Origin of the sequence: Helicobacter sp., from assembly GCF_022511165.1 — a bacterium.
In the GTDB taxonomy this organism is placed as follows: Bacteria; Campylobacterota; Campylobacteria; order Campylobacterales; family Helicobacteraceae; genus Helicobacter_C.
Map to the genome: position 1 here is coordinate 14,530 of NZ_JAFLSB010000011.1, position 13,430 is coordinate 27,959.

A 13,430-nucleotide genomic window follows, 5' to 3' on the forward strand; every position below is an offset into this window, starting at 1 on the left:
AATGAAAAAAATTGCACTTATTCCCGCTCGAGGCGGGAGCAAACGAATCCCACATAAAAATATCAAATCCTTTTGTGGCAAACCAATTATCGCCTATCCTATCCGCACTGCCTTAGAATCCGCGCTTTTTGATGAAGTGATTATAAGCACAGATTCAGAACAAATTGCCACAATCGCGCAGGATTATGGGGCAAAAGTGCCTTTTATGCGCCCAAAACACTTAAGCGATGATTTTACACCAACTGCTGCTGTGGCTGCTCACGCAACAGATGAACTAAAACTCAATGATGAAGATTTACTCTGCGTGATTTATCCCACTGCCCCACTTCTGCGCCAACAAACACTCGCAAATGCGCTAGAATCTCTGCTTGCAGACACACAAAAATGCTTTAGTTTCTGTGCCCTAGCATACGAATATAATCCGCATAGAAGCTTTTATATCAAAAATGGCAAATTAAATATGCTTTTTCCTGCGCATTATCTCACACGCTCACAGGATTTAGAACCACTCTTTCACGATGCGGGGCAATTTTATTGGGGAAAAGTGGGCGCGTGGAGAGAGCAGCTCCCTATCTTTGCCAATCACTCTTGTGTAGTAATTATTAGCCCACAAGAAGCCCAAGATATTGATACGCTTACAGATTGGCATATTGCAGAGATGAAGTATAAAACTCTTTTTGAATAATGCTTTTTTGGGTAAGTGGTATTTTAGATTCTTAAAAACTACTTATTGCGCCTTAAGCTTTTAGGTTAATCCTTGCTTCTCTCTTTTGCACCCTTATGTCTTATCTTTGCTATGCACTAGCACAGATTCTATAAGCGCATCAATATCGCCATCAAGCACACCATTCGTATCACTTGTAGCATACTGACTTCTTAAATCTTTGACTTGCTGATAGGGGGCGAGGACATAGGAGCGGATTTGATGCCCCCAGCCAATCTCGCTTTTATCGCTACTGTTCCCCTCTGCCATTTTTTGCCGCTCTAGCTCATAGAGTTTAGATTGAAGCATTTTAAGCGCGGTGGCTTTATTTTTATGCTGACTCCTATCATTTTGACACTGCACAACTATGCCTGTGGGAAAGTGCGTGATACGGATTGCAGATTCTGTTTTATTTACGTGCTGCCCTCCTGCACCACTTGAGCGATAAGTATCAATGCGAATATCTTTGTCTTCTATCTCAATATGTATATTATCATCAAGCTCGGGGCTTACTTGCACGCTCACAAAACTCGTATGTCGCTTCGCGTTGGCATCAAATGGCGAGATTCTTACCAATCTATGCACCCCATTTTCACATTTGGCATAACCATAGGCATTTTCACCCTTAATAATAAATGCTGCACCCTTAATCCCTGCTTCCTCACCATCTTGCATATCAAGCAATTCTACCTTAAAGCCTCTACGCTCACTCCAACGCAAATACATACGATAGAGCATACTCGCCCAATCTTGTGATTCTGTCCCACCCGCACCGGGCTGAATCGTAATAATTGCATTGAGACTATCGCTTTCATCACTCAACATTACTTCAATCTCGGTTTGCTCAATATGCTTTTGCAAAAGGGGGGCAGATTCAAAAAGAAGCTCTAATGTCGCAGAATCTGCTTCACTTAGAGCAATCTCATAGAGTTCTTGCGCATCATCAAGTTCTTGCTTCATTGTCTTAAAAGAGCCAAGCATTCTCTCACATTTGCGCTTTTGCTTTGCTACTTCTGCTGCCCTCTTGGCATCATTCCAAAAAGTCTCATCATTTTGTAAAGCCTCAATACCCTCAAGCTCTTTTTCCAAAGCCGCAGGATTAAGAATCTTTGCAATATTTTCACATTTAGTATGTAAAGTTTTGAGTAATTCCCCATATTCATAAGAATCCATTTTCTGCCCCTTTTCAATTAAAGTTCAAATTGTAACACACATTCTTAGATGTAGCCTCAATGGCTTGAGTAGAAAAGATTACTCTGTCTCTTTTTAACTTGAGATAAGGCAGGTGTGCATTCTCCTTGATTTAGCCTAAAAGATAAAATCGCTTGGGGTGTTTAGTGGATTAGGATATATTAATGTCTTAAGGTAAGGATTAATATGCCTCTTTTTTGGTATTTAATGTGTGATTTGAAAGGGGCGATATATAAACCCGCTGCTTTACGAAGTAGCCTTAGGGAGTAGATTCTCGCTACTTGTGTGCTATTGCTACTTTTTAGTTTAACCCTTTAAAAAAGATTCTTAGGCTAAGACTCTTCATTGCTTATATATTTAAAGTATTGTTATAGCCCTTGGCATTTGGAGCATCTCACAAAAAGACGCATATCGTGGCTAATAAGTTGTGCGCCAAATTGCTTTGCTACATCAAGCTGTAATCGCTCAATATCGCTATCGACAAATTCCACAATATCCCCACAGCTTAGACAAATGATATGATCGTGATGTTCTTTTGCGGCAATCTCATATCTCCTGCCGCTTTTATCTGATTCAAGTGCGGTAATAAAATGTTCTTTCTCAAGGAAGCTTAGGATTCGATATACTGATGAGATGCTCGCGTTTTTATCTGATTCCTTAATGATATTAGTAATCTCATCTGGGCTTAGATGTGTGCCGCTTTTATACAATACAGCAATAATTTCTTCGCGTTGCTTGGAGTTTTTAAGTCCATATTTTTTAATAGACATACGCAAACGTTCAAGGATAGATTCTAATGTTTCTACGCGGTGATTGGCATTAATATTCATACTTGCTCCTTTTATGCATTATGCCTTTTTAAGATTCTTATTTTGTCTATAATTATAGCAATAATAAATACAAAAATGCAAATAAGAAAACTTATCATAGATAAAATGTGCAATTTTTTAACACACTGCCACTCCTTTTATAAAATTTCAATACATAATAGTTTATATTTGACGATTTTTCAATCCAAAAAACGCACAATATTTGATACAATTCTGCCTATAGAGAAACTAAGGAGTTTGAAAATGTTTGGTTCTAATAAAGCAGTTCATCAGCAATTAATGGAAAAAGATGCACAAATCGCTCATCTTCAAAAAGAGCTCGAGGCTTATAAAATACTTGTGGGATTCTCTCAAGCAGAGGCAATAGTGGGGCTTAAAGGGGGCGATATTGTATATAAAAATAATATCGCTCAAGAACTCAAAGATATTGAGGGCATCATTCCCCAACTGCACGAGGGGGCTACAAACGTGTGTTGTGGGCGTGATGATTATAATGTTGTAAGCACTCGATTAGAAGATGTGGTATATTATTCTATCTTGCCGCAAAAGATTCTTACAAATACAAGCACAGGCACAAATCTTTTTGAGATTTATGCAAAAAGCCTTAAAGAGGGTATTATGCAGACACAAGAATCACTCCAAGGTGTGCTTGCAGAATCTGCTGATGTGTTGGATTATTCTATCAAAGCAGCAGAATCTGCTGAAAATGGCTCGAATTTAAGCATAAAAGCCCTAGAACAAATTGAAGTCCTCTATGAGAAAATGCAAATTGCCTCTGATTTAGTAAATTCCCTCACACAACGAAGTAATGAAATCACAAATGTGGTTTCATTGATTGATGATATTGCCGAGCAAACTAACCTCCTAGCTCTCAATGCTGCTATTGAAGCTGCGCGTGCAGGAGAGCACGGAAGAGGCTTTGCAGTGGTGGCTGATGAAGTGCGAAAACTCGCTGAAAAAACACAAAAGGCAACCAAAGAAATTGCAGTGGTTGTAAAATCAATGCAACAAGAGGCAAATGATATTCAAACAAGCACAGAAGAAACGAGTGTTGCTACAAACAATATGCGCGAAGATGTAGTAAGCCTCCACTCTATTGTCAATGGGCTTAAGGTTAATGGACTTGTTACCAAAAACAATGCGCTAAACTTAAGCAATAGAATCTTCTGCGTGTTGGCAAGACTAGATCACGTGGTATATAAAAATAATCTCTACTCTTATATCTTTGGCTTAAGTGATAGCTTTAATCGCGTAGATCATCATAATTGCCGTTTGGGCAAATGGTATTTTGAAGGCAATGGTAAAGCAACATTCTCCAATACACAAGGATATAAAGTCCTTGATGCTTTTCACGCAGGTGTGCATACAGAAGCGATTTCTTTGTCAGAAATTTTTGCTGACCACTCACAGCCTTGTCCAAAAAGTCTTATTGATAGCAAGATTCTCGCAATGGAAAAGAACTCTAATGGCGTGATGCAAGCCATTGCTGATATGTATTATGAAAAACGTAATGAAATTATGGCAGAGATTAAGCATCTTGAAGAGGGAGATGTACCTCAAGAAAAACACGATGCTCATAGCAAAGGGGAAAAACAAGAGAAACAAAAAGAAGATAAAGGGGAAAAGCACGACAAACACCCTGAACACACTCCTGCCCCAAAAGAAAACCAAAGTGAGCCACATAAATCTTAAGGAATACAACATTTATGTGGCGAAAGATAAAGTATAGTTTTTTTGTGCTTTTTATCGTAGTGGGCGTTGGTGTATGCGGGTATCTTGTTAAGCTTTTTTATGAAGTAGAAACAGAAATAAGCAAGATTAAGAATTACCAATTTGCCCTTGCCTCACAGATTGTGGATAAAAAAGACAGATTGATTGCTAATGTATTCACTGATGAAAATTTTAGATTCTATGCAACTTTTGATGAAATTCCCGCACGCGTTATAGAATCCTTACTTGCAGTCGAGGATACGCTTTTTTTTGAACACATCGGTATCAATCCTGATGCTATATCACGCGCTATGCTTAAAAATGTCAAAAATATGCGCTATGTCGAGGGTGGAAGCACACTCACGCAACAGCTCATTAAAAACATTGCCCTAAGCCCTGAAAAAACCATAAAACGCAAACTTACAGAAGCAATGCTTGCTATTCATATCGAGCGGCATTTAAGCAAAGAAAAAATCTTAGAACTCTATCTCAATCGTATTTCATTTGGACACGGCTACCACGGCATTAAAACAGCGGCATTTGGATATTTTCACAAGAGTTTAAATGAGCTAACACTCAAAGAGATTTGTATGCTCGTAGGGCTACCCAAAGCCCCAAGCTTTTATGACCCCACCAAAAACAAAGAATTTTCAATGGCGCGTGCAAATGATATTATCGATAGACTCTATGATATTGGGTGGATTTCAAAGGAAGAGCAGCAAAATGCACTCAAAGAAGTACCAGAAGTCTTTAATCAAACCCTCACGCAAAATGTTGCCCCTTATGTAGTTGATGAAGTTTTGCGCGAACTTGCCCATATCCAAGATTTAAAAACAGGCGGATATTACATTAGACTAAATATTGACCTTGATTATCAGCTCGCCGCACAAGAAGCCCTTATTTATGGCTATAATGAAATTAATAAGAGGCTTATGGAACATTATCCTAAAACCTTTAATGGCGATTTAAGTGATGATACCCTAAATGGTGCAATAGTCGTTACAGACACGCACACAGGAGAGATTCTAGCAATGGTAGGCGGGGTGGATTATGTCAAAAATAAATTTAATCGCGCCACTCAAGCTAAGAGGCAGCTTGGTAGCTCCATAAAGCCCTTTATCTACCAAACTGCTTTTGATAAAGGTGAATCTCCTGCAACTTTTGTCCCTGATGTGCCGCGCAAATTCTCTTCTCAAGGTGCTGATGAAGCCGCAAGTGATACCACAGAAGAAGCAGAATCAAAAGTATGGCGTCCCTCAAACTACACGACAAAATTTAATGGCTTTATGACGCTTAAAGATGCGCTGCGCACCTCAAGCAACCTTGCCACAATTAATCTTGTTGATCAAAATCTTGGCTTTAATGATGTCTATCAATCGCTTAAAAGAGATGGTTTTGATAATGTTCCCGATAATATGTCTATTGTGCTTGGCAGTTTTGAACTCTCTCCTGTGGAGGTGGCGCGACAATATTCAATGTTTTCAAATTATGGCACGATTCTTAACCCCACGCTTATAAGTGCCACAATAAACAGAGAGGGTGAAAATGTGTATAGCTCTCCTGCGCAATCTCGCCCTATCACCACCCCTGCTCAAGCATTTTTAACACTTGATATTTTGCGCGATGTAGTCAATCGTGGCACAGGCTCAAGAGCGCGCATCATTGGTTTAGAAGTAGCAGGAAAAACAGGGACTTCAAATCGCAATGCCGATGCGTGGTTTTGTGGATTTACCCCTGATATTCAAGCGATTGTATGGTATGGACGCGATGACAATACCCCCATAGGTCCCAATGAATCTGGTGGTATTGTCGCTCCTCCCGCATTTGCCTATTTTTTCTCCAAAGTCCTCACTTTTGATCCGGGTATTACACGCAAATTTAAAGTACCTGAAGGTGTAAAGCTTAAAACCCTTGATTATGGCGATTTCTACTACACAGATGATTCCCCTCTTCCTACCAAAAAACCTCTTATGAATATTGATGAGGAACTTTTGTTTTAAAAGGCTTTAAAGGCATTTTTACTTAAAACGCGTTACAATACGCAATAAAAAGGATAAGATATGAGATTAAAAATGCAGCACGCCCCCTATATTGCAAACAAAATCAGTATTGACTTGGGTAATTCCCAGCATATAGAGCTACTCGCCCCCATTGCTAATATCGCTCAAATCGCACTTGCTTGCCTCCAAGAAAATATACAAAAAGAACTCGCTATTGATGAAAGAGTGCGTGAGATTCTCGAAGAGCGAAGCGATGAAATTGAGGATTTTGGTATGGACGAGCGGGAACTCTTTAGAATGTGTAAGCGTCAAGTAGCAAATGAGCAGAATTTCTATCTCGCGTGGGAAGAGCGATGTAGCGATGTATCTCATCAAATTTTAAGCAAATTACACTCTCATTTGCGCTTTGAGGTTTCAGAAACAATTATCAAAAACATCATTTTCAAAGCCATTAATGAATATTCTAAAATTTATGATAAAGCCGAGGAAGCAGTTGTCGAAAAGCTCAAAAAATATAAACGCAAACTCATTTATGGCACAGAAGAATATGAGATTGTCTTTAGCAAACTCTATGAAGAGGAATTACGCAAAAGAGGGCTTTTATGAGTGATATTTGTGATGTGCATTTATATTTTGCTAATGGCTTATATATCCAAGCAAAGAGTTTTGGGGCAAGGGGAAGCTTTATAGGCGAGGTGGTTTTTAATACCTCAATGACAGGCTACCAAGAAATCATCACCGACCCAAGCTATGCGGGGCAATTTGTTGTATTTACAATGCCAGAAATTGGCATTGTTGGCACAAATAGTAAAGATTGTGAATCTAAACGCGCTTCTTGCGTGGGAGTGATACTCTCTTCTTATAATGATTTTGTCTCAAATTTTCGCTCACAAGAAAGTCTTGCTACCTATCTTAAAAAGCGCAATATTATGGGTATTTGCAATGTGCATACACGCGCACTCATCAAAATGCTCACTACTCAAGGCGTGATGATGATGATTGCCTCCACAGAAATCACGCAAGTAGAGCAGCTCAAAAATGCCCTAGAATCTGCCCCTTCCATAGGCGAGATTGATTTTATCAAAGAGGTTTCTACCAAATCCGCTTACATACATACAGATTCTATTTTTGATTTTACGCATTTTAATTTTAGCTCCCCTCCCAAACCTCGTGCCAAAGTGATAGCTATTGATTTTGGCGCAAAAAATAATATTCTTAATGAACTTACCGCTGTGGGTTTAGAAGTAGAGGTAATGCCTCATCATTTTGATGTTGATGAGATTCTATCGCGCTTTAAAAATGGTGAGATTCAAGGGGTATTTCTCTCAAATGGTCCAGGTGATCCGCTGATGCTACACGATGAAGTAGAAAAACTCAAAAAGCTTATTGCCGCCAAGATTCCTATTTTTGGCATTTGCCTAGGACATCAACTCCTCTCTATTGCACACGGCTACCCCACCTACAAACTTAAATTTGGACATCACGGGGGCAATCACCCTATTAAAAATCTCCAAACAGGCGCAGTGGAAATCACCGCGCAAAATCATAATTATTGTGTGCCAGAATCTATTGCAGAGATTGCTACTATCACACATCGCAATCTTTTTGATGGCACAATTGAGGGAGTGCGCTACAATGATGCTCCTATTTTCTCTGTCCAACATCACCCAGAGGCAAGTCCTGGACCAAAAGAAGCACGAATACTTTTTAAAGAATTTGCCACACTTTGCTCTCAACAAAATCCTACAATGTAGTATATCTACAAATTTCCTAAGATTGCCTATCTCTCCAAAAAGAATCAAGTTCACTTAAATTTGACTTTCAGGAAGAAGTTTTGAGAGAGTTTTAAGGAATCTTGTCCAAACGCCTGTATCTGGTGGATAAGTAAGAATTTGCATTTCGCCCTTAGATTCACCTCCCCAATATGTCTTTTTTCCTTTTTCATACACACGCCACGCATTATTTTTCATATCTTCAATCAAATCTATCTTAAGGGCTTGTGCAAAATGTGGATTATCAAAAATGACTACAGATTCTGTATTGAGGTTGATTGAGCGCGGGTCGAGATTAAAGCTACCAATCCAAGTGATTTTATCATCAAAAACAATGCTCTTGCTGTGGAGTGAAGCTTTGGATTTATGGATTTTATTGCGAAGTTTGGATTTACCCTTGCCAAAATATTGATATTCATATACCTTTGCGCCTTTTTTTATTAAAGCATCGCGATAGGCTTCCCACGCTCCATACACGACAAGAGAATCTGTGGAAGCAAGGGAATTGGTAAGAATGCGCACATCGACACCAGAATCAATAAGCGTATTAAATATTTTCATTCCTTGCTTACTTGGCACAAGATAAGCTGCGGAGATGTAGAGATTATTTTTTGTGTTATTAAGAATCTCAAAAAGTGCATCTGCAATGGGCTTTGGCGTTTGTGGATTTTCTACTTTTTGAGGCATATCGCCAATATAAAAGGCATTCCCCCAATACAACTCCCTATGGCTGTATCTGTCAATAAGCATTTGTATAGTTTCTTCGTATCTTTTCCATTCTGTATTGGCTTTGAGCTTTTCCATTGAGGTTTTGAATTTTTTAAGAGGAGTTTTGAGCTTGAGGAGTGAAACAGGCACGGAGCGATGAAAATCCCAATATTCATAAAAATTTGCCTTAGCATCTTTAGCGGCTTTACCAATAAAAAGCACATCAGTATCCACAAAATTCACATCGATATTTTGGTCAAAATAGTTATCTGCAATATTGCGCCCACCGATAATAAGGGCAATATCATCGACAATAAAGAGTTTGTTGTGCATACGATGATTGATGCGATTAAAATCAAACACCATTTCAGGATAGCGTAAAATTTTAGAGCGATTTTTATAGGGATTAAAGATTTTTACTTCGATATTAGGGTGGGTATCAAGGGCGATAATATCAGAAAAATCAGAATCTAACCCATTATCATCAATGAGCATTTTGACAATCACGCCCCTTTGTGCTGCAAGCCAAATCTCGTGCATAAGAATACGAGAAGCCTCATCATTTTTATAAATGTAAGTTTGCAAGATAATGCTTTTTTCTGCCATACGCGCAAGATATGCGCGTTGCAAAAAAGCATAAAGTCCATCATTAATGAGGATTCCACCTGTAAGATGTGGGTTATACTTTAATTTTTGCGCATAAGGCGCACCAATACTTGTTTGGAGTGGATCAAAAATAGGTGCAGGGTCAGAATAAAGTGCTTGAGGATTGTTAATATCTTTGGTGGAAGCTACAATAGAGGAGCAACCAGCAAAAATAAAAAGACATACAAGTATAAAGAAAGCAAGATTTGATGATAAAGAAAACAGATGTTGGATAAACTGCATAGTAAAGAAATAGAATCTGCCCTCTTAAAAAGGGCAGAAAAAGATTATTTTAAGCCTACGCTAACCATTTTGCGGCGCAAATAGGCGATTTTGCTTTGTAAAGGAAGTTCTTTAGGGCAAGTATCGTGGCAAGCAATAAGGCTCATACAGCCAAATACGCCATCATCATTACCCACAAGCTCATAATAATCCTCATCGGTGCGCTCATCGTGTGAGTCAATCATAAATCGCACGATACGATTCATTCCTGCTGCACCTATGAAATCTTCACGCATTACTTTTGTCGCACAACTTGCGATGCAGCAACCACACTCAATACATCTATCAAGCTCAAAAACCTCATCGGCTTCTTTAGGCTCAATAGGCTTTTCAATTTTAGAAATATCAGGTTGATGCTGTGTGTGTATCCAGCTCTCAACACGTTTTGTCATACCTGCAAACCATTCACCTGTATTGACACTCAAATCTTTAATAAGCTTAAATGCAGGGAGAGGCATAAGTGTAATAACACCATCAGGGAAGTCTTGAGTAAGTGTTTTACACGCAAGTCGTGGGCGTCCATTAATCATCATCGCACAGCTCCCACAGATTCCAGCGCGACATACAAAGTCAAAGCTCAAATCAGGATCTTGTTGCTCTCTAATCATGCCTAGGGCAATAAAAACCGTCATTGAGGGTGCTTCTTGTAATTTATACTCACGGAAATGCGGTTTTGAAACTGCACTTTGGGGGTCAAACTTTAACGCACGAATAGTTAGTGTTCTTCCTTGTTGTTGTGTTGCACTCATTTCTTGTCTCCTAGTCGTTGATTTCTTGCTTTATAATGTGGTTGGAGATTGAAAGGCATCAAAGCTTCTTGCAAGGCGTATCTATCGCCACCTTTTGCCTGAATCTCTTGGGTAATTTTTTCAATCTCGGCTTGACGAATGGCACTATTTGGGTGTTCAATAATCATACCCTTAGCCCCATAACCACGGAATCCCGGAGCAATCTCCATTTTCATAATATCCAAATCCTCATAGGTAACAGTTGGTAAGGTTTGATTTGGATCTTCCCAACTTGTGAGTGTGCGTTTGAGCCAATTTGCATCATCACGTTTTGGATAGTCTTCGCGTGTATGTGCGCCACGAGATTCTGTTCTATCAAGCGCACCTTTTGCTACGCAGAGCGCAATTTTAAGCATTTTTGGTGTGCGATAGGCATCTTCAAGCTCGGGATTATTATGCAATTTTTTATTTTGCACACGCACATTTTTACTGCGTTTATAGAGTTCTTCAAGCTTATCAACCGCTTCTTTGAGGCTTTTGCCATCACGGAAAATACCCACATCATGGTCCATAATATCTTTCATTGCATTTTTTAGCACATATACATCTTCGTTACCTGTGCTATTAAGCAATGAGTTAAGATAATCGTGTTGTTTTTGCACCGCTTTTTCAAGTGTGGCTGTTTGCACATCAATTTGCGCTCCCTTGCAGTATTCTGTGAAATATTCACCAATAATCATACCTGATACCACAGCTTCGCTGACAGAGTTTCCACCAAGGCGGTTAAATCCGTGTAAATCCCAACACGCTACTTCACCTGCTGCAAACAAACCTTTAAGGTAAGTTTCGCCTCGATAGTCTGTGCGCACACCACCCATAGAATAGTGTTGCATTGGTCTAACAGGCGCCCAAACACCCGGTGTAGCAGGGTCAATACCTGCAAATGTTTTACAAATATCTTGCACATCGCGCAAGTTTCGTTCTACGTGAGCGCGTCCTAAGATTGAAATATCAAGCCACAAGTGGTCGCCATAAGGAGATTTTACGCCTTTACCCTTGCGGATATGCTCAAGCATTCTTCGTGAGACAACATCTCGGCTTGCAAGTTCTTTTTTCTCTGGCTCATAATCAGGCATAAAGCGATAGCCATCAACATCACGCAATACACCACCATCGCCACGACAACCTTCAGTGAGTAAGATTCCACTAGGCACAATAGGAGTAGGGTGGAATTGCACTGCCTCCATATTGCCAAGCTTTGCTATTCCTGTTTCCATAGCAATAGCTGCACCTATACCCTCACAAATTACTGCATTTGTGGTATTGCGATACACTCTACCATAGCCACCTGTGGCAAGAAGAGTGCCTTTTGCAACATACGCTATAAGCTCACCTGTGATTAAATCGCGCACAACAGCCCCATAACATCTTCCATCTTGGTGAATGAGAGAAATCGCCTCTTTTCTATCTTGTATATCTACGCCGAGTTTGTAGGCTTCATTTGCTACTGCATAAAGCATTGTATGCCCTGTTGCATCAGCAGTATAGCAAGTGCGCCATTTTTTTGTGCCACCAAAGTCGCGAGAATGGATATAGCCGTGTCTAAAATCATCTTCTGTAATTGTTACTTTTTCGCCATTAATCACAGCAGGTCTATCGCCTTTTTGGATTCTTGTCCAAGGCACACCAAAACTTGCTAATTGACGAATTGCTTTGGGTGCAGTCGTAACAAACATTCTTGCCACTTCTTGATCACAACCCCAATCACTTCCTTTTACCGTATCGGCAAAGTGTAAATCTTCGTTATCGCCATCGCTTTTTACAGAATTACCAAGACTTGCTTGCATTCCGCCTTGAGCTGCTGCAGAGTGGCTTCTTTTGACAGGCACAAGCGAGAGCACAATGGTGTTAAGCCCTGCTTGTTTTGCTGCGATAGAAGATCGAAGTCCCGCTAAACCACCGCCAATAATCAGTGCATCTGAATATACTACTTTCATTTACTCTCCTTTCCCTTGTGTGTGCTCATCGATAATTCTATACTCTTTGATACTCTTGTCGCCATCTAGTCCGTGTCCAATTTGCATATACGCCACATACGAAGCAATACCAAGTATAAGACAGAATGCTGTGAGAGCGAGTTTAATGGCACGCAATGCTTTAATGCCTAGCCCCTCAAACCAGCCCCATTTAATACAAAGTCGATAAAGCCCAATAGAGCCGTGAAATTCAACAGCAAAAAGCAAAAGTGCATAAAGCAAGTAAAAATCTTGATGATAGAATCGATATGAGCTTGCGCTTGGACCGATATTTTCAGGTTGTGTAAGCATTATAAATACATGTGGCATTGCCAAAAAGAAAATAGCAAAACCAGTTGCCGCTTGAATCGCCCAATAGCTTGTATCTCCGTGCTTCATCAAATCTTTATGAACGCGCAAAGCAAGAAATTGTTTATAGTTAATTGGGAATTTTCTCAATGCCAAAAATGCGTGCACCACAAGAGCAATAATAACAATAGCCACGATAATAGAAACAAGGCGTGGCTCACCTGCTTCGCCAAAAATCATACTGCCCTCAAAGAACTTGGTAACCTTATACATCGCCTCTTTACTGATTAAGATGCTTGATACAAAGAGCAAATGTGCCAACATAAATAACCCCAAGAATAGCCCTGTGGCACTTTGCCAAAAATCAAGTTTGGCGGGAACTTTACTCTTTTTTCTTTGAGGTGTTACCCCTGTGTAACTCTCAATTATCTTATCCTCTCGCATGTATCCTCCTGTTTGTAGTTTGACCTATTAAGTTCGCACAAGCACTCTAGGGGGGCTTTACTTCTCTAAAAACTTGTGAGATTCTCAAAAAAG

At 39.7% G+C, this 13,430-nt stretch carries 11 protein-coding genes; 5 read left to right on the forward strand and 6 right to left on the reverse strand.

Annotated features, from left to right (window positions below; all coding sequences use genetic code 11):
• Position 1 precedes the first annotated feature (1 nt).
• Positions 2-685 (forward strand): pseudaminic acid cytidylyltransferase, encoded by a 684-nt coding sequence (pseF, locus tag J1E28_RS02760; protein WP_291026420.1) that lies wholly within the window; start codon positions 2-4, stop codon positions 683-685.
• A gap of 93 nt (positions 686-778) precedes the next feature.
• Here the strand turns inward: pseF and prfB are convergent, their stop codons facing one another.
• Both prfB and J1E28_RS02770 read right to left on the reverse strand, forming a co-directional pair.
• Complete coding sequence (gene prfB / locus J1E28_RS02765; RefSeq protein WP_291026421.1) at positions 779-1,876, reverse strand: peptide chain release factor 2; 1,098 nt, start codon at positions 1,874-1,876, stop codon at positions 779-781.
• Between the two features lie 386 nt (positions 1,877-2,262).
• Complete coding sequence (locus J1E28_RS02770; RefSeq protein ID WP_291026422.1) at positions 2,263-2,724, reverse strand: Fur family transcriptional regulator; 462 nt, start codon at positions 2,722-2,724, stop codon at positions 2,263-2,265.
• Between the two features lie 243 nt (positions 2,725-2,967).
• Here J1E28_RS02770 and J1E28_RS02775 point away from each other — a divergent pair, with 243 nt between their 5' ends.
• The 4 genes from J1E28_RS02775 to carA are packed head-to-tail and all read left to right on the forward strand — an operon-like array spanning position 2,968 to position 8,188.
• A complete protein-coding gene (locus J1E28_RS02775) occupies positions 2,968-4,416 on the forward strand; it encodes a methyl-accepting chemotaxis protein (RefSeq protein ID WP_291026423.1) in 1,449 nt (482 codons plus the stop codon).
• Positions 4,417-4,430: 14 nt separating this feature from the next.
• The gene (locus tag J1E28_RS02780; RefSeq protein WP_291026424.1) at positions 4,431-6,434 is read left to right on the forward strand and encodes a PBP1A family penicillin-binding protein; all 2,004 of its coding nucleotides are present in this window, start codon (positions 4,431-4,433) and stop codon (positions 6,432-6,434) included.
• 60 nt (positions 6,435-6,494) lie between these two features.
• Entirely contained in the window at positions 6,495-7,040 is a 546-nt protein-coding gene (locus J1E28_RS02785; RefSeq protein WP_291026425.1) for a DUF507 family protein, read from the forward strand.
• A complete protein-coding gene (gene carA / locus J1E28_RS02790; protein WP_291026427.1) occupies positions 7,037-8,188 on the forward strand; it encodes a glutamine-hydrolyzing carbamoyl-phosphate synthase small subunit in 1,152 nt (383 codons plus the stop codon). The genes J1E28_RS02785 and carA overlap by 4 nt, the downstream gene beginning before the upstream one ends.
• 54 nt (positions 8,189-8,242) lie before the next feature.
• On the opposite strand, the gene J1E28_RS02795 is transcribed toward carA, so the two are convergent.
• From J1E28_RS02795 to J1E28_RS02810, 4 genes are read right to left on the reverse strand one after another with little or no spacing between them, the layout of a single operon-like run.
• The gene (locus tag J1E28_RS02795) at positions 8,243-9,802 is read right to left on the reverse strand and encodes a phospholipase D family protein (RefSeq protein ID WP_291026428.1); all 1,560 of its coding nucleotides are present in this window, start codon (positions 9,800-9,802) and stop codon (positions 8,243-8,245) included.
• A 44-nt stretch (positions 9,803-9,846) separates the two neighbouring features.
• Complete coding sequence (locus J1E28_RS02800; RefSeq protein ID WP_291026429.1) at positions 9,847-10,590, reverse strand: fumarate reductase iron-sulfur subunit; 744 nt, start codon at positions 10,588-10,590, stop codon at positions 9,847-9,849.
• A complete protein-coding gene (locus J1E28_RS02805; protein ID WP_291026430.1) occupies positions 10,587-12,566 on the reverse strand; it encodes a fumarate reductase flavoprotein subunit in 1,980 nt (659 codons plus the stop codon). Before J1E28_RS02805 ends, J1E28_RS02800 begins: the two co-directional genes overlap by 4 nt.
• On the reverse strand, positions 12,567-13,337 hold the full coding sequence (locus J1E28_RS02810; RefSeq protein ID WP_291026431.1) for a fumarate reductase cytochrome b subunit: 771 nt from the start codon (positions 13,335-13,337) through the stop codon (positions 12,567-12,569).
• Between the last annotated feature and the right edge of the window lie 93 nt (positions 13,338-13,430).